9 protein-coding genes and 2 pseudogenes are annotated in these 22831 nt (G+C 58.3%); 6 read left to right on the forward strand and 5 right to left on the reverse strand.

Annotated features, from left to right (window positions below; all coding sequences use genetic code 11):
- Positions 1-26: 26 nt before the first annotated feature.
- The 5 genes and pseudogenes from GEM_RS32085 to GEM_RS01255 form a co-directional block, all read left to right on the forward strand.
- A pseudogene (locus tag GEM_RS32085) lies at positions 27-314 on the forward strand (integrase core domain-containing protein); the annotation flags it as partial.
- Positions 315-841: 527 nt separating this feature from the next.
- Positions 842-2644, forward strand: a complete 1803-nt coding sequence (locus GEM_RS01240) for a hypothetical protein (protein ID WP_041490580.1) — start codon at positions 842-844, stop codon at positions 2642-2644.
- On the forward strand, positions 2641-4194 hold the full coding sequence (locus GEM_RS01245) for a hypothetical protein (RefSeq protein WP_014895641.1): 1554 nt from the start codon (positions 2641-2643) through the stop codon (positions 4192-4194). Before GEM_RS01240 ends, GEM_RS01245 begins: the two co-directional genes overlap by 4 nt.
- A complete protein-coding gene (locus GEM_RS01250) occupies positions 4188-9599 on the forward strand; it encodes an FtsK/SpoIIIE domain-containing protein (protein WP_014895642.1) in 5412 nt (1803 codons plus the stop codon). Before GEM_RS01245 ends, GEM_RS01250 begins: the two co-directional genes overlap by 7 nt.
- Before the next feature lie 19 nt (positions 9600-9618).
- Positions 9619-11958: a DUF262 domain-containing protein gene (locus tag GEM_RS01255; protein WP_041490425.1), complete on the forward strand. Its 2340-nt coding sequence runs from the start codon at positions 9619-9621 to the stop codon at positions 11956-11958.
- 216 nt (positions 11959-12174) lie between these two features.
- Here the strand turns inward: GEM_RS01255 and GEM_RS01260 are convergent, their stop codons facing one another.
- Genes GEM_RS01260 through GEM_RS01270 form a run of 3 tightly spaced genes read right to left on the reverse strand, consistent with a single transcriptional unit; the run spans position 12175 to position 17180 of the window.
- Positions 12175-13017 (reverse strand): phosphoadenosine phosphosulfate reductase family protein, encoded by an 843-nt coding sequence (locus GEM_RS01260; RefSeq protein ID WP_014895644.1) that lies wholly within the window; start codon positions 13015-13017, stop codon positions 12175-12177.
- Positions 13010-16345, reverse strand: coding sequence for a hypothetical protein (locus tag GEM_RS01265; protein ID WP_014895645.1), 3336 nt, complete (start codon positions 16343-16345; stop codon positions 13010-13012). The genes GEM_RS01260 and GEM_RS01265 overlap by 8 nt, the downstream gene beginning before the upstream one ends.
- On the reverse strand, positions 16338-17180 hold the full coding sequence (locus GEM_RS01270) for a DUF4007 family protein (protein WP_041490426.1): 843 nt from the start codon (positions 17178-17180) through the stop codon (positions 16338-16340). The genes GEM_RS01265 and GEM_RS01270 overlap by 8 nt, the downstream gene beginning before the upstream one ends.
- Before the next feature lie 528 nt (positions 17181-17708).
- On the opposite strand from GEM_RS01270, the pseudogene GEM_RS01275 reads away from it, so the two are divergent.
- Positions 17709-18744, forward strand: a pseudogene (locus tag GEM_RS01275) (IS630 family transposase).
- Between the two features lie 227 nt (positions 18745-18971).
- Here GEM_RS01275 and gyrB read toward each other — a convergent pair.
- Together gyrB and dnaN are read right to left on the reverse strand one after the other, a co-directional pair.
- Positions 18972-21446 carry a DNA topoisomerase (ATP-hydrolyzing) subunit B gene (gene gyrB, locus GEM_RS01280; RefSeq protein ID WP_014895647.1) on the reverse strand — a complete coding sequence of 825 codons (2475 nt, stop codon included), beginning with the start codon at positions 21444-21446 and terminating at the stop codon, positions 18972-18974.
- Between the two features lie 193 nt (positions 21447-21639).
- Positions 21640-22746 (reverse strand): DNA polymerase III subunit beta, encoded by a 1107-nt coding sequence (dnaN, locus tag GEM_RS01285; protein ID WP_006750113.1) that lies wholly within the window; start codon positions 22744-22746, stop codon positions 21640-21642.
- Positions 22747-22831: the final 85 nt, after the last annotated feature.

The raw sequence follows: 22831 nt of genomic DNA on the forward strand, positions 1-22831 counted from the left end.
GATCGGAGTAGTACGGAACTGGGCCATTGGCCGTTGACATCAGGAAACGCTTGCGAGCCGAGCATATGGTGGTCGTATTTAATCGCCTTCTTGTACTGTGCCGGTTGCTGAGGTTTCTGCTTGCCGATACCGCAGTGAATTCTCTGAGCGATTGGTGGATATGTGGACATACCACTACAAGTTGCAGATCGACTTCGGCTGATGGCAAGCCCTCTAATAATAGTCTCATCGGAACGTTCAATGCGTGGTTCCAAAACGAATGCTTGAACATGCACCAGTTTGAGTCGTTGGCAGAGGAGGAACTGAAAGCTTGGTAAACTAGCGACAATCTGTGCCGATATCCAGATCATGGCGTGCGGTTTGGCCTTGTGGCCGCCGGCTATCCAAGCGACAGTTACGCCTCTAGAGCGAGGAAGCCGGCAATGAAGATACCATGGCGAATGACGCGACTACACCGATGGCGAAGACGATCAGGTACTCGAGTAGGGATTGGCCGGTGGACATCACGGCTGAGAGGTATGCCAACGCGGGGTTGCGTTGGCGGAACGGTAGGGCGTCGTCGTGCTCGTAGCGGCAACAGTGACGCAACCGGTGCTTTTTTGAATGTAACGTGTGTTTTTGAGTTGTTGTCGAAGAATCAGATTAGTGTCTAATTCGGGCGATTGGGGAGCGCTGGCGCTAGGTTGGGCTCGATTGTACCCATGCGATAGCGCGCATAAATGCAGAGAGACAAGGCGTGATTGAAAATCCACAATATGAGCGCAAAGAAAGTGAGGGGCTGCCAGCAAGTAGCTGGGTCAGATTTCTGCGTAGCTATGGCCCGACGCCGAACAACTTGACGATGTTCGACGAATACGTGTCCGGTGCGCTGGGTAGGGCGAGAGTCCAACCGATTAGCCTGTCGACGCCGCAGCTCGAGGCGATGGTTCAGCATATCGAATCCAAGGTGCCGGGGTCACTATTGATAGCCGGGACGGCCGGCGATGGCAAGACTTACCACTGCCGGGCTCTGTGGGCCTACATTGGCGGCGATCCCAAAGTCTGGGCGGGTAAAGGCAATGTAAAGGAGCTGCTCCTGCCCGACGGCCGCTTGGCAGTCTTCATCAAAGATCTCTCCGAGTTCAATGGCGAGGAGAGTGATGTGCCGTTGCAGCGGCTCGAAAAGTCAGTTCTGGGAGGCGATGACTCTGAGGTGGTGATCTTGGCGGCCAACCACGGCCAACTTCTTGACCGCTTGCGCGATCTGGGCAAGCGTCAGGGCCGAGTCCACCCACTTCGAAAGCCCCTGCAAGAGCGCTTCCTGCAAGCGGGTCCGGCGCCCGATCGGCTGGCCGTCTTCGACCTCAGCCGTACGACTACCCGCAAGACGCTCGACGAGGTCGCCAAGGCAGTGGCAGGTCATCCTGAGTGGGACAACTGCAAACGTTGCTCGCTCAAAGCTGACGGCAAGATCTGCCCGATCGATGAAAACCGCCGCAGGCTTCTTGGCGATTCTGATGGAGGGCAACTCGCGCGTCGTCTGGGTGATCTGGTCGAAATTGCGCGGCTCAACGGGCTGCACCTTCCGGTGCGCGACCTGCTTGCGCTGTGCTCAAACATGGTCCTTGGCTATTCCGACGCCAAGGACGCCAAGGAAAACCTGATGACCTGCGCGGACGTGGCCAAGATCCAAGAAGGCGGCCACATCGGCAAGGCCAGCATCTACGCTAATGCCTTCGGAGCTAACTTGCCTACGCGCAGGGCCGCCGACCGTCCCGTCTTCAAGGCCATGGCCAGCTTCGGAGTCGGGGAGGAAACCACTAACGCGGCCGACGGCCTCTTGGTATACGGCAAGGATGATTCGCGGCTCCAAGCCGACTTCAATCGCCTAGTGGGCGGAGATCCTGTCTACGGTGCGACTGCTGAATTCCGTGCTGGTCAAGACGCTTACTTGGAGGGGCACGAGGGTGCGCGCTTGGAGGGCGGTTCGTCCGAGTTCTTGGATATGCTCGAAGCTCAGCGTCGCCGGCTCTATTTCACCGTGCCGGAAGCCGAGGCGGGCTACTCCCGCTGGTCGATGACCGCCTTTCGCTTTGCGGGCGACTACCTGGATATCATCGAATCACTCAATTTCAAGAAACCCGTGAACGAGACGGTCCGAGGGAATATCGCCAAGGGACTCAACCGGGTCATGACGGGCCTGCTCTTGGAGAATGTCGATCGCATCTTCATCGCTAGTTCTGGCGGCTTCACCCAAAGCCGTGTGAGTGTGCTCTGCGACCATGAGACGCCTTCGCGGCGACAAGGCGGGGTGGGCATGGCGATCAAGCTCGACGAGGAGACCGGTCGCCCGCAGCTCGACGTATCGCTCTCGCCCGGCCCAGGCAATTCTGTTGCCTTCGATCTCACACCCATCCGGTACGAGTTCTTAGCGCGCGTTGCCAGCGGCGCGCTGCCGGCGAGCTTTTCCAACGAATGTCTTGAGGACCTGCTGGCTTTCAAGGCCAAGCTGCTGCGCAAGGCTGAGATCGTTCGCAACGCCAGGCTCGCAGGTGACGACGACGAACTTGGCGGGGAGGCAACCGCGCTGACGCTGAATTTCATCGACATCGAACCTGGAGGCCGCGGCTTTGCTCGTCCCGTGACTGTGAGGGCGCCGGCGTGAGCGACATCATCAAACGTCCAGAGATCAAGAGCGTCGACTTTTGCGTCGATGAGAATATTTGGGGGCACCGCCTCTACGACGAGCAGCTTCCGCATTTGACAGTGCTCGAGTTCTTGGGCGTACTCGGCTCGAACCTCGACAAGCCGTTGCGCTCCCACGAGGGCTCGGGTGGTGCGATCAAGTTTCGACCCCAGCGGCAAATCCGCCTGCGCGGCTTGCTGTTCAACAACCCCTACGTCGAGTCTATCGCCGAAAGTGCTCTACCTGACGAGGAGAAGTGGAAGCAGTGGTTCGAGAAGTTCGACCAGGGTAAGACGGGCAACGGCGATGACGACATGGCCTACCTGCGTCACTCGTTCTCTAGCTTCGACGACTTCGCCAAGGCAATCGAGCTGTTGCGCTCCTCCTCGTTCGAATCACGTAGTAACAAGCGTTGGAGCTCGAAGTTCGTCTTCCCTTTCGGTCCCGACGCCCTCTATGAGGACTTGGAGATCGACTCGCGCGGTAAGATGAGTAACGACCGGCGCTTCTTCGCGCGCACTGGCGAGTTGCTCTATCTGATGCTCACCCGTGCAAAGCGGGGAGCGGAGCTTGGCGACATCTTGGCCAAGCGTCTGTTTGACCGCGAGGCTCCGATGAACCGGCTGGCGCGTGCGTTGCAGGGGCCGCCACAGCTTGCAGACGATCCCCGGCCTTCGGGCTACTTGCCCGAGGTTTCGAACGCGCGCTTCGATCAAATCTGCGAAGACTGGCTGTCCATTCTTGCCAAGGATATGCCAATCTACGACGCCTTGGAGCACCTGATCACCATCTCTGGCCTGAACATGCTCCTCTACTTCCTTGAGCGGGCCAAGCGGATCGCGGGCGATGACGATCCAGTCGAGATCGTCTGCGAAATCGTTTCCAGGGAGCGAACGAAAGTTCGCGCGCTCTCAGGCGACAGCTACCAGTTTAATCAGGGGCTGCCAGCCAAGGCGGTGCGTGCTCATGTGGAGTCGGTTCGGCAGGACACTTCATGGAGCGCGGCCGTCTCGAGTGAATTTCCCGAGGCTGAGCGTGTGAAGCATATGCGTGAGCGCTTCCAGTGGCCGCCGCCCGATGGCGGCGACGACGAAGAATACTCCGGAAGGAGCCCGGACGATCTCGTCGGAAAACTGGTCGAATTGGCACTCGCGCGGCACGAACAGCATGTCGGTAAGATCCACGCGTCTTGGGCGCGCGCGATCGGCCTCAGCTCTCGCCGACTTTCGCGCCGTACTCGCTACGCTCCCAACGACCGACTGCTCAAGTCGATCGTAGTGGCCATCGTGGACGATCGCATGCAGTTCGACGAGTTTCTGGCCGAAGCCAAGCGGCGCTATGGTCTGGTGCTCGGCGACGCCGAAGGCGCGCGCTTGATTGACGCTAAGTTGGTTGACCAAGAGGAGTTCAGCGAGAATCGGAACAACCTCGAAGCTCGACTTGTTGGCTTGGGCTTGGTCCGCAGGCTTTCCGATTCTTGTTCGTTTGTTGAAAACCCGTTTGCGTTTAAGGGAGAGGCTGAATGCTGACCGATCGCATCATCGGGCGCGTCGGCGCAGACATCCTCGCCAAGCGCATTTCCAATCCCGAGCAGCCGGGTGACACGGCGGCGCTCTTCCGGCTCGACAAGCTCTCGGCCAGCCAGATCGCGGCAGTAGCGCGGGCGATCTTGGCTAATCCGGATCTACTTGCCCGCGTTGATCTGATGATTCCCGAGGCACTGGTCGAAGGCCAGAACCTGCCTGCGGAGATCCTGATTTCTCACAACGCTGGCTACGTGCGCAACAACGCTGTGACCTCCAAGGCGTCAATCCTCACGGCGAACGGCAACGAGCATAACCTGGCCGACACACTGGGTCATGTTATGGCCATCGGTGCTAAGGAGATGCGAGTCGACCCCGAGCCTTGGGTCGAGGCTGCGTTATACGCGGGCGGACTCTCGCCGGTGCCTGACGACCGGGCTGTGTTCTATGCAGCTCTCGATGGACTGATTTCCTCCTCTGAACTCTCGCTGGTACAGCTTGGCGGGTTTTGCTCCGACATCGTCGAGGCGATTTGCACCCGTGGCTTGCCCATCCGTGATGCAGTCGGTTTTGCGCTGCCGCGAGCGGGGCTTCCCAGGGATAGCTCTTTCTTCTCCAACGCCAAGACGTTCGCGGCTACGCGCAAGCCGTGGCAGAAGGCCTTCTCCAAGCTCTTCACCCAGCGAGCGCCACTGCTCAAGAAGCTTCGACAGAACGGCCAACCGCTCGACGCTGAAGAGCTTGCCGAGCGTATCGAAGCCAACGCGGCGGAAATCACCGAAGGTGCGCGCCAGGCACTAGACGCATTTGCTATAGCTCCGGCTGGCGATCAAGAAGCGGCCTCGGACCTCGCGCAGTTCGAGTGGGAAGGCGACGGCGTTTACTTGGCATTCGACAAACCTAAGGAGAAGCAGCTCGGCTTGGCCGACTCGACGATCCATTTTTTTGACCACGACTGTGATCAAGAGAATTCTTTGGACGCCGAGTGCCGTACGCTTTTGGATGACTTGAAGTCGCGCGAGCGCCGCTCCGACTTCAATGAGGAGGATGAAGAGTTTTTCGTCAGGCATCGCCGCTTGCTTGAGCAAGATGCCAGGCTTTGCTCCCGCTGGGAAAAGGCCCTGTATGGTAAACCCATCGAGTGCAACGATTTCTTTGACGGCTTCGTCCGCGTGGTCAACAGTTTGCATGCCGGCCTGCGCGATCATGAGGGTGAGCGCATCCTGCGATTTACCGTCACCAAGGGCCGCAAGGAGTGGCGCGAACGCTTCAACTATGATGTCGGCAGCTACTTCTCGGCGATGTATCGCGGCTTGAAGGAGCTGATGGGCTCCAAAGTCGATTGGAAGGTCGAGCGGCTGGGCAATGCGAACTTGCCCGACCCGCTGTTTGACTATGAAGCGTTCTTTGCCAAGGAAAAGGAGCTGCGCAACGACAAGAAGAACAAGGTCCGGCCAAATGCCTCGCTTTCGCGGACAGCATTGCAGATCAAATTCGATGTCGCCCTGATGCAGGTCGCAAACGGCAAAGAAACGGTGCTGGCCAAGACACAGCTCCTGTGGAGTTACAAGCCAACGTCGATCGGTTTATCGATGGCCGCCGATATGCGACGCCTCCTGGAGAAAGGAGCGGTGGGGTGCACGGAAGTTTCCCGCAGACTCGTGAGCAAGAAGGGGGGCGTCCAGAATGTCTCTCTGATCGACACCGGCACCTTGGAAGCGACCTATTCGACGGACGCCGGCTCGCTAGTCCCCGCGGCCAATAAGCTGCGCAGCCTTCGCCACGATATAAAGGGGCGGATTAAAGAGCTCTATGACGAAGGTCGGTTGACGCTGCATCAGCGCGACGAGATCCGCGGTGCGTGGGATAAGTTCGAGGAGGAGTACATCAAGGCGTTGGAGGACTTTGTCTCCACGGGCCTGCATGGCGAGGCCGTCATGCGGCAGGCCGAATCCTTTGGAGTGCTACTGACGACCTTAATGGCTCACGCGCGCGGTGACGTTTGCCGTTCTCGCTTGGTCTCCGAGGTGCTTTCGGTTGGTACGGCACGCGTGGCTGGCGACAATCTGGCGCTGATCATCCCGCCGTGGCACCCAGAGCGGATGAAGGCGTTGGCAGTTAAGTCCCGGCGCGTGGCAGGTTTTGCCACGCACTTGCTCGCAAGTACGAACATTCTCTACGGAGATCGCGAGATCTTCATGCGTGAGCTCTCCGATGAAATCGCGCACCCGTTCTATCCCGAGATAGCTGTCCTCAACCGCGCGGGTGCTCCGGTGCTGGTCTCTGAGAGCAGCACGGTCAACGGTTACAGCCTCTTTGAATCGCCTACGCGCGGCGTCGAAGACGCCATGACCGATGTCGATCCGGCTGGTGCTGCCAAGCAGGTGCGCGAACTCTTAGAGCGCTACGTCGGTTTACAGCCGCATGAGGCCTCCAACCTTAGTGTTGTGCTCTACAACGCCGATGCGGCGGAGTTGCCCCTCGCGACTGTGCGTGAGCTTTCATCGATTCAGGTGGATGGAAAGCTCCAGTGCAGTGTGTCAATGCGCCACTCTGATCCGGCGAAGCTTCGTAGCGTCTATGGTGAGCTAGTCAACAAGGCCGGCGACGATCCGAATCTGCCGGTGGTTAGCGAGACCAGTGACAACTTCATCTCGAAGCTGCGCATCTCTGTAATGCCAATTTCAGCCACACCCAGCGAGAGCGCGCAGGGCTTCAAAGCCTTCGACGTCGCTTTCCTGCATGACGTGATCGCGCGCGCAGCCAAGTCGGAGTGGTTGTCAGTTCCCTGGACTAACGATCGGCCCACTATGGAGCATGCGCCCTCGCGATGGTCCTACCGTAGCGTCTCAGGCGAAAACGAGCTCAAATCGACGACGTTCTTGACGTGCCCTTGGCAGACCGCTTCGGGCTGGGCTTATGTGTCCGCCGTCGCCGCCGTTTGCCGTCAAACTGATGCGTTGCCCGACGAGCGATATCTGCCGGCCCGGCGCATCTCACTGCAAAGCCCAGCCTTGGCGGGAATGATCAAGGACGCGCACGATTTGGCCGAATGGGTCGCGACTTACGATGAGCTGCTTGATAAACGCCAGCTCCAGCACAACAACATCACGGTGGTGCGCTACCGCCGCGGCTCGACAAACGGCCGCAACATGATTGTCAGCTCAACCTCCGAGCTGCGGTTGCTCGGCGTGCTAGTGCGCCGGCGCTTGGACGAGCTGAACCTCCAGCTGGGATCCGAGGAGATCCAGGCTGCTTCCGCTAAGGCCAAACGCGACGCGCTTTCTGTCTCGGGCGACATCGTGCTTCGCGCTGCAAAGCGCGGCGTCTCCGCCGGAGAGATGATCGGCTTAGTGTTTTCTCGTCACTTGCTGGCCGAGGAATTCAAGGCCGCGGCTGGCGGGGATCAGGTATTGACGGCCTATTTCCTGCTTGACGACTACGCGAGCTGGCTTTCCCAGCCCGAGAGTCGCATCGCCGACATTCTCGCGCTCAATGTCGAGGAGCGAGAGGAGGGTGTCCGCGTCATCATCTCGATCGTCGAATCAAAGTATGTCGGTGCCGATGGCCTGGCCAAGGCTCGTCGCGACTCTAAGGACCAGCTCCTAGCGACGCTGAGCATGTTCCGGGAGGCGCTCTTCGGCGACCCAGGTCGCCTCGATCGCGACGTGTGGCTCGCCCGCTTGGCTGACATGCTCATCGATGCGGAGATCCCGCCGGGCATGACTGACCTGATGGAGCGTGCGAGAGCGAAGCTCCGCGAAGGTGACGTAGAAATCTCCCTACGTGGCTACTCGCAAGTGTTTGTCCATACTTCCGATGCAGGTTCGACTTCCGCTTCGGACCAGGAATTGCTCGAGGACGTCGATGGCATTCAAGCTTGGCAAGAGGTCTTCGACAGACCTGATCTTCGAAAGCTCGCCGAGGCCTATGCCAAAGGAAACGGGGGATTTGAAGCTCGGGCTGGACTTGGTTCCCATCAGCCTTGGGCCGGCCACGGCTTCAAGAAGCCAGCTCCGCGGGTGCCATGGCTCGCGGCCATTGGGCAGCTTGCCAATGGTCCCGTGGCGTCCTTCTCGGACGAAGCTTCTGCGGCCGTGACGGATACCGGTGCGCTGATCCAATCAAGTGGCTCAGTGCCCGAGTCTGAGGCTCCGTGGCAAGAGCCGGCCGAATCTACACCTGCCGCGACAGCTTCGGCGGCGATTCCAGGGCATGCGGTGCCCACCGAACTCGGCGCCTCGCTTTCCGACCTAGTCGCCACCAAGTTTGCAGGTGGTGCGCTGGCGGATGTCGAGCGAGAGGCGTGGGCCCAAGACGTCACCAAGAAGCTCAAAACTGCGCTTAACAGCTACGGCCTGCAGGCGGCGATTCTGGGTACGCGTCTGACGCCCAATGGTTGTCTGGTTCGATTGGCAGGCTCCGATAGGTTGCGCGTCGAGGACATTGAAAGCAAACGTATGCAGCTTCTGACAACGCACGCGATAAACCTCGTGACGGTTCAACCGAAACCAGGCGAGATCGTGGTGACAGTCGCCGGAGCGAAGAGACAGGCGGTGTCGCTGTGGGAGCTGTGGTCACGCCGTGAGATCAATCGCAACGTAGCCGGCATCAACACTTCTTTCTTGCTTGGGCTTCAGGAGATCAACGGCGCGCTACTGTATCTGAACCTCGGCGCCGAGTTCGGCGGCCTCTCGTCACATGAACCGCATTCGCTCGTGGCTGGTGCTACTGGTAGCGGCAAGTCGGTGCTAATCCAAGCGCTGCTCCTGGACATCGCCGCGACCAATCCGAAAGAGTTGGCGCAGATCATCTTGATCGATCCCAAGATGGGTGTGGATTACGCTTCCCTGGCGGATTTGCCACACATGCGCGACGAGATCGTTACCTCTAAGGAGAAGGCTTCCGAGGTACTCGAGGCTTTGGTCCAGGAGATGGAGGATCGCTATCGGGCCTTCGCCAAGGCCAGGACTCGCGATCTGCCGACCTACAACTCGAAGGTTTCGGCCGAGGAGCGCCTTCCGATGGTCTTCTTGGTGCATGACGAGTTCGCCGACTGGATGCTCGACGATGCCTATAAGTCGGCGGTGGGGGCCGCAGTCCAGCGCTTAGGTGTGAAAGCCCGCGCTGCCGGTATCCACCTGATCTTTGCGGCGCAACGGCCCGACAAGGATGTCATGCCCATGCAGCTTCGAGAGAACTTGGGCAATCGCCTGATCTTGAAGGTGTCCAGTGAGGCAACGTCCAAGATCGCGCTCGACAGGCCCGGAGCTGAATTGCTGCTTGGCCGCGGACACTTGGCAGCCAAGCTTAACGGCGAACAGGGCTTGGTTTTCGCTCAGGCCCCGTTCCTTTCCGACCAAGATATTGAGGCGGCTGTGGCGGCTATTCGATCTGACAACACTAACTAATAGACACGACGGGGGGTACATGAGCCAGTCCTTTACGCATAGCGCAGATAGTCTGCAAAGCTTTTTCTCTCAACCTGGGCGAGGGTTTTACATCCCCTACTATCAGAGGAATTACTCATGGGATGAGGAGAACGCCGAGAAACTAGTAACCGATATCTTTTCTGGAATCAAACGGACACTTACGAAGCCGAGCAACAGCATCTTCCTCGGGACGGTGATACTTCACGATGAGAAGAATGTGACGGTTGGTACGCATACCGACACGCCAAACCTTTTAACTAAGGTTTCCAACGTCGTTGACGGCCAGCAGCGTATCACCTCAATAGCCATGTTGGCTTGCGCGTTGAGCCATAGCATTTCCAATACTGTCGAGAAGCTGAATTTATTTAATTCATTGGCGCCAGAATTTGCGGTTCTCGCGAGCGAGCTCGAAAACGAGCAGCCTGAGATTAGTGAGTTTTTCTCCGTAGAGATTAAAAAGAATGGGGTTCAGCCTCGACTCAAACCATTAATCATTCGCGCTGGGGATGTGACATCAAACCCCGTGTCTGATCAATGGACTCTGGCCGGCATGGGAAAAAACTTCTATCGATCCAATACGTCTACGTTCTTGTCCCAGTTCATCGATGGTATTCCACTTGCGAACATCCAATCTGACGATCGCGTTGGCAGTGTTCTAGAAGTCTTTCAAAGTCAGATCGATGGAGAAGTAAGTGGCGCCGATTTCTCTTTGGCCAATGGCTTATTTATGGCTAATGGAGTTCAGAATGGAAGCCTGTCGAATTTCATGGCCTACCCGCCCAATCTGGCGAACATTCAGGTATTGCCTTCCGATGCTCAATCGGCTTTTTATGGCGGGATGCTGCTGTTGGCGGCCTGTTCTTTCTTGAAGAATTCATGTCATCTCGTTGTGATCGAATGTTTGGACTTGGGCTTGGCATTCGACATGTTTCAGTCTCTGAACGCGACGGGGACACCATTGACGGCTTTTGAGGTCTTCAAGCCGGTGATCGTGAGAGCATGGGGCGCGAACTACGCGACAGAGATTAAACCCGAAGTGGATCGCATTGAGCGGGTCTTCGAGACTGAAAGCACGGCCAGTGGAAAAGAAGAGCTAACAGACAAAGTCATCGTTTCATCTGCATTGATTTACAACGGCGAGGTCATCAGCAAAAAGTTTAGCGATGAGCGCGATTGGCTCTTCAACACGTTGCCTCAGCCGCCACAGGCTCTGGCCAAAGACTTCGTCGCATGCATTGCCGATCAAGCCGAATACTGCTCGCATTTCATTCAGCCGAGGAAATCTCCGAAGAACGCGCAGACGTTTGGCTTGGTCAATTACTTGCAAGGACTTGGGCTGAACGCGCTGCAGGCCGACATGTCGGCTCTCTGCATCTTCTTTCTGCGAGATGCAGGCCATCAGTTTGCGCACAGCGTCTTGAGCGTCTTCTATGCCAAGCTTCTGCGGGCGCAGGGCAACACCGCGGCGGTCGCGATCGCCGCAGCTGAGTTTCAATCGGTGTGCAAGGCCACGGCAGCGTTCTTCACGCTTTGGATGGGGGCGCAGCAAGGGCGGTTCCCAGACTCAGACTATCGACAATTGTTTCAGTCCTCGACGGCGAACATGTCCGTGATGTCGGGCGTTGCCAATCAGAACGAGGCTTTTGTGAAGGGCGCGTTTAGACGCGCACTAGCCGCTCACGGAATCTACGACGCGGCAAATGTTTCGGCCGCCCGGCAGCTCTGGGTTGACCAAGCCAAGGAGTCGGCATGGTATTCGAGGAAGTCAGTCTGCCGATTCGCGCTCTTTGTTGCTTCCCACGACGCAGCCCCTGATTTGTCCGCAGGCAGCGAAGGATTGTTTACCAACGGCATGCCCAATTCGGCTAATTTCCTCAACTGCCGGGCATGGCATGCGCGCGAATACGAAGTGATTGAGCATGTGGCGACGCGCGACCAACCGTCAACGATCAAGTTTCCAGCTCATTTTGATCAGACGATCTATCCTGGCAATTTTTCGGTTGTGGACAAAATTGGCAACCTCACGCTGCTGTCTGTTCAGGTCAATTCGTCTGTGTATTCGGAGTGGCCCGACAAGGTCTATTACTACTGGAGTCTCACGACGCCTAGCAACACTGCATCTGGCCCCTCTGGGACGGCGCTGATGACGGCGCTCGGACTGACAAGTATCCCACCCGGATTGAGAGCTTTGACGGCGGCATCGAACTACTTGCCTCACCTCGCACCTTTGGCATATCGCGGCGAATCAGGCCTGAAATGGGACGCCAACTTTATCGATCAGCGGTCCGAGCACATTTGTGGGCGAGTGTTCGACAAGCTTGATGCCTGGCTGCGTTGACACTCTGTGGCTAGTACGTTCGCCCCAAAGGAAGCCAGCGGCTAGCCCAAGTTCAGCCAAGTGTTCAGACAGTCTTCGGATCTGCAATCAAATCGTGCATGTTGTTGCGGGCTTCATGCGGCCGTTGTCCGTGAGTTAGCGCTGAAAAGGCAGCTCTAACTCATCGACTTTCGAATGTATGGAAGTGGACTCAAATTTTGCCACTTGAGCTCGATCTTACTTATGGCAAATGGCGCAAGCGCCGTTGCCCTCATCTTCCCCGTAGACATCGTCGATGTCTTCGGGACTGGCCTTCACGGGCCGAAGTGGATTGATGGGGATACTTCTGCGTAGCCGTGCGCGGCGGATTTCGTATTCCGCTTCGATCTCTGCAACGCGTCCAGGCTGTTCCATGTCGGAGAGCGACTCGCCCTTGGACCAGGTGAACGGTGAGCCATGCGTCAACGCATCCTTCTCCAGGGCCTTAGCGGCCTCGTAAGCCTGCGGATGCTTATTCCTCAGGCGAACCCATTCGATCTTTTGCTGAAAAAAGCAAAACGTGCAGCCGCTGCGCGAACGCCACTCGTAATATTTGGGGTAGCCGACGCCGGAATTTTCCAAGATGTCGATCACACCAGCTTTGTCGATGCCTGCTTCGCGGAAGGGTAACTTTACAAATAAGTTGTCAGCTTTGGCGGCATAACCTTCGCGATAGTCTTCGTCGGCGCGGATAGCTACATAGGAGGTAACTTTGTCGCCGGCCGCCAGCCAAGGTTTCACCCAAGTCTCGAAGGGCGCAAGCTTCAACTGGCGGGTGCACCAACGCGTGTTGGGATTGGGCAGGAAGTGGTTGTATTGGCGCAACCAGAAGCGAAAGTCTCGCCCGGGGTTTAGCCGCAAAATGGGCTTGCCAAGTCGGCCTTCGAGCTTGCCGAGGAACTCATAAACTTCGGGAAGCTCCTCGCCGGTATCGGTGAAGAAGTAATCGATATCGAGTTCGGGGTGTCGGTCGCGCATATAGACGGCCAGCGCGGCGCTGTCCTTGCCGCCGGAAATCCCTAGAACGTGTCGCTCAATCATTGGTTACCTCATTGTCGGTTAACGCTAGCTTCATCCCCGTCTTGGCCAGGATCGCCAACAACACATCGATCTCTAGCCCTTGGCCCTCTAGCATTGATGCAAGCTCGTCGGCTTTGGCTTCCACTGTTTGGCGATGGCGATCCGAGATCGCAAATGAGCGTGAGATCGTCTTTGTATCCGAGCCCGTGCCGATAACGACAGCGATGGCCTCGCTGTGTGCCTTGCGCCCTTGGACGGCAACGAAAGCCTCGGCTTCGCGAAAGCGTCGGGCAAATATCACGAGCTCCAAGATCGCGGCGTCGATGTGTCGATCCACCCAGTCGCGCGGTGGTTTCTCTGTCGCCAGACTCAGAATTCCCTCAAGCGAGGCTTGGCCTCCATCGAAGTTGGCCAGGCGAGTAGCGAACGCGTCCAATCTCAGGTCACCTGAGACGCCGGCGACGGAGTGAGCGCGTTTGCGCAAGGCTTCGAGATCGTCCCTGTCCGCATCGAGCGCCTCGAGCATTTTGCCTTCTACCTCGCCAAGCATCTTCCCGTATGCGCCCGCGATCTCTCGTAGTGGCGCGCGCAGGGCCTTCACATAGGATTTACCATCGGCGGTATTAAGTAGTGATACTAGGTCGACGAACAAGACTTTGTGCGGGTCGTTGGCCTTCAAGAGCATGTCGCGTATGGCCTTGGCCGTTTCGCCCAAGCGCTGGGTTCTTCGAGCCCATTCGGGCAGGTTGAAAACCATGGCTACTAGCCCGCGCGCAGCTTCGAGCGGGTCAGCTGCACCCGCACTTTCGCCAATTTCGATCAGTAGCTTCGAGATGCCGTCGAGGATTCGGTTCTTGTCTTCGTCGATGGCCACCCAGCGCATCGAGAAACGATCTGGATCTTGTAGGCACTCGTCGATATCGAAATCGGTGAGGCGAGGCACGAACATCCCGTCCTTGTAGACAGCGATGTTTGCCTTATGGGCAAGCATGAACGCGGTGAGGATCACCGGCTGAATGCCCTGCTTCATGCCGAAGGGAGGTGCGCTCCACAAAGCATAGATTTCGTGAGCGCCGACACGGGCATCTGCGTCCGAGAAGAGGGCTCTAGTCGCTTCCCACAACGGCTCGAAATCCCTGGCAAATCCATCACCCGGGACTGTGCAGCGCCAAGTGCCAGAAGAGTCTTGGCGATGTAGTTCTGTGCTTTTGAGTAGCGTCTCGTAGAGCCCACGCTCAGCGGGGAAGCCTTCAAAGCCGAGTGCCTCTTGACCTTCTGCGTTGACCATCGCATGCAGCAGATCGCGTCGGGCCTTCACACTGTTGCTCGAGATGCTGTCGCGGTTGACCAACTCACTCCAAACTGGAGGCGAGGCACTGAAAAGTTCCTCGGCGAGCTGGGACGCCACGGGTGATAGCTTCGAGCCAGGCTCGATGATTTGATCCGTCCCGTCGTGCCATTTCGCCAGCGACACCGCAGCTTGGAGCTGGTCCTCCAAGTCGGCGCGGGTTGCGGCCAAGCGCGCGTAGACTTCGCGGCGAGCGACAGCGTCGCCAGACAGTTCATGGCGCTCTTTAACTTGCTCCAAAGCCACTAGCTCCGCGGAAAGTTCGGCGATTCGAGCATGGTTAGTAGGAATACCCACCAGCACTGGCCAAGGGCGGAGCTTCGAGCAAGCTTGCGCACGCAGGCGCGCGGCCCGCGGACTCATCCCTTTGTTAGGCAGTGCCAGTATGAAGGTCCCGAATTCACCCTTGCGCGGGTAGAAATCGGCGGCGATCTTCTCGGCCTGCTCAATGCTGCACAGAGACAGCTCCATCCAACGCATGGAGCCTGTCTCATGATAGTGCCGCTTGGCTACTACTGGATGCAAACTCGTGAGCTGCGCGAGGCGCAAATAGTCGAGGCCGGTCGAGGCCGCGAGAGCTTGTGCGATGGCCGCATCGATATCGAAGTCACTACCTTCAAAAACTGACCAGGCTCCGGTGTAGCTCTTGTAGAGGATGACCTTGAGGGCTGAGAGCTTTTGCAGTGCGGTATCAAGCTCTTCACGCGTCCTATCGTAGAAGAGTGCGCTGATGACCGCTGCATCGGCTGCTAGCCCTGACCCATTGCGGAAAAGGTCGATGACTGCGATGTTCTTGATTAGAGATACAAGCAGTGGATCACCGGTCTTGGTTTCTGCTCGCTCCACCGCTTCTACTGCCTGCGACCAGCGATGCCCATCGGGAGATGCGAGGATCGCGGGCTCGAGATTCGATCGTAGGTAGTCCCAGTAGTCACTGGGGCGATACCAGCTTGCTTCGCTGATGAGCGTCGAGTTCAGATAGGAGCGGAAGCCGTACGGTTCAACAGACGACAGGAAGCCGAAGGTACTACGCTCGTTCTGACCAAATTGACGTTTGGAGATTGGCCCGAGCAGCGCGGCCATGGCCGGATGTAATGGCCAACAGGTTGCCAAGGCGTTAGCGAAGTCTTGCCCTACGGCAGGACGTCGTGAGCGAATCGCATCCGCGATAGCTGTCGATGCATCGAACATCCAGTCCGGGCGGCGCTTTGCTTCGATTGCGCGACCGATGAGTTCCACCACCTCGTCACTGGCGGCGACGAAGGGTAAGTCTACGTAACGGCCCTGAACCTTAGCCCAATCCTCGCGAGTGTCAATACCCAAGCGAACGGAGTATTGTGCAAAGGACTGATGCAGTATGCCGACGACCACCAAGCGACCCTCTGATCGGGCTGCGGCTTCCGCGAGCTCTTGAAAAAAATAAACATCATCCCCGGAGCCAAGCGCCGACGCCTCTAGGAATTTGCCCATCTCGTCGATGATGACCAGCACGCCGTCATTCGGGCGACTCTTGGCCTCTTCGAGTAATTCGGCGATTAGGGTTTGGGGAGTGGGCTTGGCCCGGCCGTCGACTGTCTTGTCCACTGCGTGTCGAAGCGCTCCATGGAGTGCGGCAACAACGCTGCCACGTCTCCCTACTGCCGGAACCATTAGCCATCCCTTGCGGACAGGAAATGCTTTGTCGAAGGCGGGCTTAGAATCCAGGCGCAAGACTTGGCGTGCCTTCACCCGAAGGTTCTTATCGGGATGTAGCGCGCTCGCTAGCGCGACGGCCAATGAACTCTTGCCCCCGCCGAACGGGCCCGTCCAGGTGAAGCAGCGTTGGTTTGTACCCGAGAGCTGATTGCACATACCATCGACTACGGACGTAGCAGTGGTGTGGCAGATATAACCGGAGAGGGCGTCGGTGCGGCCGATGTCGGCGTCGATGCGGATGGAGCGCTGATACTGGCGCGAAATCTGGACGATGTCCGACAAGGTCTCATGCTTGTTGTCAGTCATAGGCGCGCCTGATCATGTTTTTGAGGTCGTTCTTGGACAGTTCTTTACGGTGGACTTGGCGAAGGCCGGCGGAGTCAGTCCACTCGAGCTTGCGCCCTGTGAAGTCTGAGAGTGCTATCAGTCGTTGGGCGATCGACTCCTCGTCGAGTTTGAAAACGCGACCGGGGGAGCCATCAGCGTAGGCGATAGTCTCGAAGGCCAGCGAGCTTTGTCCTTCGGCTTCGCGGTTCCAAAAATCGACTAACGCGTAGGCGAAAATGCCATCGTGCAACGACGTTTTGGGGCCGCGTCGAAACGCATATTGGCCTTTGTGGACTTCTTGAAGCAGCCCGAGCTCCCCCAGCAAAGGTTCGGCGAAATCTTCTGGAGATCCTCCTGCCACACGCGGAGCATAACTACGCAGACACGTCTCCAAGTCCCGAGATAGCGTCGAGGCAGAAAGGCGGTGTTTTGTATCCAGTTCACGCGCATAGCGCGCCAAAGGTTCTTCGAGCTCTTGGCGTGTAAACGATGGGGCAGTTACGTGATTGAACAACCAATACCATGTCGTCGAGCGATAACAGCGGCCAGCTAGTTGCCAATGAGCAAGCCACGCTGTTGACGGGCTTTCGGCGTAGGGGTCGAGCCCATTGTCTTGAAGGATCTCACAAGCAAGGCGGCTCAATCGAAAGTGATCACCTTCCTCGTACATGACACCGCAGGCCAAAGCCCAATGCCGGATTGAGGCCACCATGTTCTTGCCAACTCCAAAGATCGCGATAGCATTGCTATCGGTGAAGGTGGTTTTGCTAATTTGGCCGTTGATTGCTTCATGGCAGACCTTCTTGAGCCACATCTGACGTAAGGGGAACGTCTCGTGGCCAGAGAAATGGGCAGGAGTGCTTTTGGGAGCGCTGTGTACGGGTGTCATAGGTCGCTATTTTAGCGGAACTGGTGAGATTCACCAGTTCACTCAGGTCGCTAGATCAAATCGACGAATTCGGGTCGTAGCAGTTTTGTCGGCACGACGCAAGCCGATCGACTGCGTGACTTCCTAAGCGGCTCCGCCGCTCGGTAAGAAGTTCCGGTATCGGCCGTGAGGCTGTTCACGAGATGGGATTGCGTTGGCCGGTGCCTTGCCGTCGTGATGCGCAACAAAGGTGAATGCGGAAAACGGAGTATGGACGGGATAGGGATGCATTGTCACCTTGGCCTGACAGGCATACAGAATTGGCTTGCTTTTGATGATGTCTGTGGGCTCGAAGCATTCGGCTCGGGTCGCGTGCCGTGAAATGTTTACACGTTACCAGTGTTCCGTCCCATAAATAACCTTACGTAAATTCGCATTGCTTTATGATCGAGCCATAGTGGAAAGGAGGCGATCATGGGGCGCAAGGGAATCGAGGTTGTGGTGTCGGAGCTGGAGCGAGAACAATTGTTATCGATGAGCCGTTCGCGTTCGCTGCCTCATTCGCTGGTGCGCCGAGCAAAGATTGTCTTGAGGGCGGGTGACGGTCATACGAACCAGGAGATTGCGACGCAATGTGAAGTAACTTCTCCAGCGATCACGCATTGGAAGAAGCGGTTTGTCGCGCATGGGCTTGCCGGTCTGCATGACGAAGCACGTCCGGGGCGACCGCGCGCGCATGACGATGAAGCCGTGGCGGAGTTGCTGGCGAAGGTGCTGCATGAGAAGCCGGACGGAGCAACGCACTGGAGTGTGCGTTCTGCTGCTGCGAAAACGGGTATTTCGAAGAGCTCGGTGGCCCGGTATCTGTCGCTGTTCGGTGTGTAACCTCATCGCTCGACGAGCTTCAAGCTTTCTACTGACCCGTACTTCGTCGAGAAGGTCCGCAATATTGTGGGGCTGTATCTGAGCCCCCCGATCAACGCCTTGGTACTGTGTGTCGACGAGAAGAGCGAGTGCCAGGCGCTGGAGTGTACGCAGCCAGTGTTGCCGATGGGGTTGGGCTATCTCGAAGGTGTTACGCATGACTATATACAGCATGGCACGATAACCTTGTTTGTTGCGCTCAATACGGCAACGGACGGGGGCATCGCGCAATGCAAGTCGCGTCATCGACATCAGGAGTTTCTGGCATTCCTGAATCACATTGACCATGCGGTCCCGGAGGATCTCGACGTGCATCTGATCGTCGATACTACGCAATGCATAAGCACCCGGAGGTCAAGGCATGGCTGGCGAAGCGCCTGCGGTATCACATGCACTTCACACCGACGTATTTGAGTTGGCTCAATCAAGTGGAGCACTGTTTGGTCTGATCACATGGCAGGCTATTCGGCACGGCTCCTTCAGAAATGTGCGCCAACTGATTGCCGGCATCGAGCGCTATGTCGAGCAGTACAACCAGCACAAACGTCCGTTCGTCTGGACCGCAACCGTCGATTCCATTCTTTAGAAAGTCGTCTATGTAAAGTTACTTATGCGACAGAACACTAGAAAAGGCAAAGGGCTACAGGCGAGAAGCACTGTAACCCTTTGAATTTATCGATGAGGTGCGAGCGACTCGGACCTTTGATTTACGGAGTGGAAGTCCAGAAATCAACATGCCGAGTCGACGTTCATCTTGGCGTTGGGCAGTCGCATTTGTTCTCGCGCCCTACGACGTAGCGGTTGTTGAGCAGGTCAAACGTCGATATTCCCCGCCCGCAACGCATTCGACTCGATAAACGCCCGCCGCGGCTCGACATCATCCCCCATGAGGGTAGTAAAGATCCCGTCCGCCGCAATCGCGTCTTCGATCTGCACACGCAGCAGTCGCCGCACCGCCGGATCCATCGTCGTTTCCCACAGCTGCTCGGGGTTCATCTCGCCGAGCCCCTTATAGCGTTGTTTCGAGACGTTGCGTTCAGCATCCGCCAGCAGCCACTTCATCGCGCTCTTGAAGTCCGCGACGGCCATGCTGCGCTCACCGCGCTTGATGACTGCACCTTCCCCGATAAGCCCCTTGAACGTATTCGCGGTGGTCACGAGCTGCTGATAATCCGCCGTGTGCTGGAATTCCTGGTCGATGACCGAAACTCGCACATTGCCGTGATGCGTCCGCTCGACATGCAGCGCTCGTTGTTCGCGAACCGCGTCATACGAGGGCACAACCCGCACTTCATTCTTCAACGCTTCATCATGCAAAGCAGCGTGCAGCGCCTTCGCCGAAGCCTCGGTCGAAGCCTCGTTGGAGAGGTCGATCACCACGCCGTCCATGATCGCTTCCAGCGCGGCCGGGTCATACAACCGGCTCAACCGCTCGATCACGCTCTGCGACAGCAGATACGATCGCGCCAGCTCCCCAAGCGCATCGCCCGAAATCGCCGCCGCATTCTCACCCGGCACCAACTCCGACCCTTGCAGCGCCAACCGCAGCATATGCGCGTTGAGCTCCACGTCATCCTTCAGATACCGCTCGTCCTTGCCCGCCTTGATCTTGTAAAGCGGCGGCTGCGCGATATACACGTACCCGCGCTCGATCATGTCCGGCATCTGGCGATACAGGAACGTGAGCAGTAGCGTCCGGATGTGCGCACCGTCGACGTCCGCGTCGGTCATGATGATGATGCGGTGATAGCGCAGCTTGTCGAGGTTGTAGTCTTCCTTGCCGATGCCGCAGCCGAGCGCGGTCACGAGCGTGACGATCTGCTCCGACGACAGCAGCTTGTCGTAGCGTGCCTTCTCGACGTTCAGCACCTTGCCGCGCAGCGGCAGGATCGCCTGGAACTTCCGGTCACGCCCTTGCTTCGCCGACCCACCTGCCGAGTCACCCTCGACGATGTAGATTTCGCACTTAGCCGGGTCTTTTTCCTGGCAGTCCGCGAGCTTGCCCGGCAGGCCAACGCCGTCGAGCACACCCTTGCGACGCGTCATCTCACGCGCCTTCCGCGCAGCATCCCGCGCCCGCGCGGCTTCAACGATCTTCCCGCAGATGATCTTCGCGTCGATCGGCGTTTCCAAAAGGAATTCTTCCAGCGCCTTCGCCACAACCTCTTCAACCGGTGCACGAACCTCAGAAGAAACCAGCTTGTCCTTCGTCTGCGAGCTGAACTTCGGCTCCGGCACCTTCACGGACAGCACGCACGACAGCCCTTCGCGCATGTCGTCGCCGGTCGTCTCGACCTTCGCCTTCTTTGCGATTTCGTTGTCGGTGATGTACTTGTTGATGACGCGCGTCATCGCGGCCCGCAGGCCGGTCAGGTGCGTGCCGCCGTCGCGCTGCGGAATGTTGTTCGTGAAGCACAGCACGTTTTCGTTGTAGCTGTCGTTCCACTGCATCGCGACTTCCACACCCACGCCATCCTTCTCGCCGGTGGCGAAGAAAATCGTCGGATGCAGGTTGGTCTTCGTCTTGTTGATGTACTCGACGAAGCCCTTCACACCGCCGGCGAATGCGAAATCGTCTTCCTTGCCCGAGCGCAGGTCCGTGAGACGGATCCGCACGCCGTTGTTCAGGAACGAGAGCTCGCGCATCCGCTTGGCGAGAATGTCGTAGTGATACTCGACAGTCCCGAAGATCGTCGGATCAGCCATGAAATGCACTTCAGTGCCGCGGTTCTCGGTATCACCGGTCACCAGCATCGGCGACACTTCCACGCCGTCCACCTGATCGAGCACGCGATCCTGCGCGACGCCACGATGGAACTCCATGAACCGCTTCTTGCCATCACGGCGCACTGTGAGGCGCAGCCAGCTCGACAGCGCGTTCACGCACGACACGCCCACGCCGTGCAGGCCGCCCGACACCTTGTAGCTGTTCTGGTCGAACTTGCCGCCGGCGTGCAGCTCGGTCATCACGATCTCGGCGGCGCTGCGCTTCGGTTCGTGCTTGTCGTTCATCTTCACGTCGGTCGGAATCCCGCGGCCGTTGTCGGTCACGGAAATCGAGTTGTCGGCGTGAATCGTCACGTGGATGTCGTTGCAGTACCCGGCCAACGCTTCGTCGATCGAGTTGTCGAGCACCTCGAACACAAGGTGGTGCAGACCGGTGCCGTCCGACGTGTCGCCGATGTACATCCCGGGGCGCTTGCGCACCGCTTCCAGACCTTCGAGGATCTGGATCGACGAAGCGCCGTAGCTGCTGTTATCGGGTTGCGTATTGTGCTGTTCACTCATGGATATCTTCCGGTTCTGCGAGGCCACTCTCGTGGCGGCGCGGTGCGTTTCAGCGAGAGAAATCGCCGGGCCGCTCCAGTTTCCTGGCCCGCCCGAAGTGCCGAAAAGGCACCAAAGGGACGGGTTGTCGGTTCGCCATAAAAACGCCAAAGGGGCTTGCCGCCCCCTGGTGTGTGTTGCGATGTCGAGCGCGTCAGATGCGCATCGGCATCACGACATACTTGAACTCTTCGTTCTCGGGCACGGTAATCAGCGCGCTCGAGCTGGCGTCGCCGAGGCTCACCTGCACGGTGTCGACCTTCAGGTTCGCGAGCACGTCGAGCAGATACGTGACGTTGAAGCCGATGTCGACGGTATCGCCCTGGTAAGCGATTTCCAGTTCTTCCTGCGCCTCTTCCTGATCGGCGTTGGTCGACATGATCTTCAGCTGGCCCGGCGCGATGATGCAGCGCACGCCCTTGAACTTGTCCGAGGTCAGGATTGCCGCGCGTTGCAGCGAACGCTGCAGCTCTTCACGGCCGATCTCGAACGTGTTCTTGTGGGCCTTCGGGATCACGCGCTGGAAGTCGGGGAACTTGCCCTCGACCAGCTTCGACACGAGCTCGACCTGGCCGAACGTGAACTTGGCCTGGGTCTGCGCGATGTCGATGGTGACGGTGTCGTCGATGTCCTCGAGCAGCCGCTGCAGCTCGAGAATCGTCTTGCGCGGCACGATCACTTCCTGGCGGCCGAACGTGCCGCCTTCGAGCTTCATCGACGAGAACGCGAGGCGGTGGCCGTCGGTGGCCACGGCCATCAGCTGGTCGCCGTCGACGACGAGCAGCATGCCGTTCAGGTAGTAGCGGATGTCCTGCTGCGCCATCGCGAAGTGCACCATGCCGAGCAGCTGGCGGAACGACTTCTGCGGGACGGTCAGGGTCGCGCCGAAATCCTTCGCCTGCGCGACGGTCGGGAACTCGTCGGCCGCGAGCGTCTGCAGTGCGAAGCGGCTCTTGCCGGACTGAACGGTGAGGCGCTTGTCGGCCAGCGACAGCGTGACCTGGCCGTCAGGCATCGCGCGCAGGATGTCGAGCAGCTTGCGGGCCGCGACGGTGGTGGCCACCTGGTCGCCGCCGACGCCGAAATCGGCGCGCGTGGTGATCTGCAGCTCCAGGTCGGTCGACAGGAACGAAACGTCCGGGCCGTTCTTGGTGATCAGCAGGTTGGCGAGGATCGGCAACGTATGGCGGCGTTCGACGATGCCGCTGACCGTTTGCAGCGGCCTGAGGAGGGTGTCTCGTTCGGTCTTGACCAGTTGCATAGAGTTCCTTCGTTGAGTAACGGCCTGCAGCGCAGCAGCCTCGCAGCGCCCCGCCGGCCGGGCTCTTGGCCCGCCACCACCGGGG

The organism is Burkholderia cepacia GG4 (genome assembly GCF_000292915.1).
Classification (GTDB): domain Bacteria; phylum Pseudomonadota; class Gammaproteobacteria; order Burkholderiales; family Burkholderiaceae; genus Burkholderia; species Burkholderia cepacia_D.

Coding starts and splice junctions, on each gene's coding strand:
- GEM_RS01270 (WP_041490426.1), bottom strand. CDS start 17,180: ATGTGGCTCAAGAAGGTCTGCCATGAAGCAATCAACGGCCAAATTAGC.
- GEM_RS01255 (WP_041490425.1), top strand. CDS start 9,619: ATGAGCCAGTCCTTTACGCATAGCGCAGATAGTCTGCAAAGCTTTTTC.
- GEM_RS01265 (WP_014895645.1), bottom strand. CDS start 16,345: ATGACTGACAACAAGCATGAGACCTTGTCGGACATCGTCCAGATTTCG.
- gyrB (WP_014895647.1), bottom strand. CDS start 21,446: ATGAGTGAACAGCACAATACGCAACCCGATAACAGCAGCTACGGCGCT.
- GEM_RS01250 (WP_014895642.1), top strand. CDS start 4,188: ATGCTGACCGATCGCATCATCGGGCGCGTCGGCGCAGACATCCTCGCC.
- GEM_RS01260 (WP_014895644.1), bottom strand. CDS start 13,017: ATGATTGAGCGACACGTTCTAGGGATTTCCGGCGGCAAGGACAGCGCC.
- GEM_RS01240 (WP_041490580.1), top strand. CDS start 842: ATGTTCGACGAATACGTGTCCGGTGCGCTGGGTAGGGCGAGAGTCCAA.
- dnaN (WP_006750113.1), bottom strand. CDS start 22,746: ATGCAACTGGTCAAGACCGAACGAGACACCCTCCTCAGGCCGCTGCAA.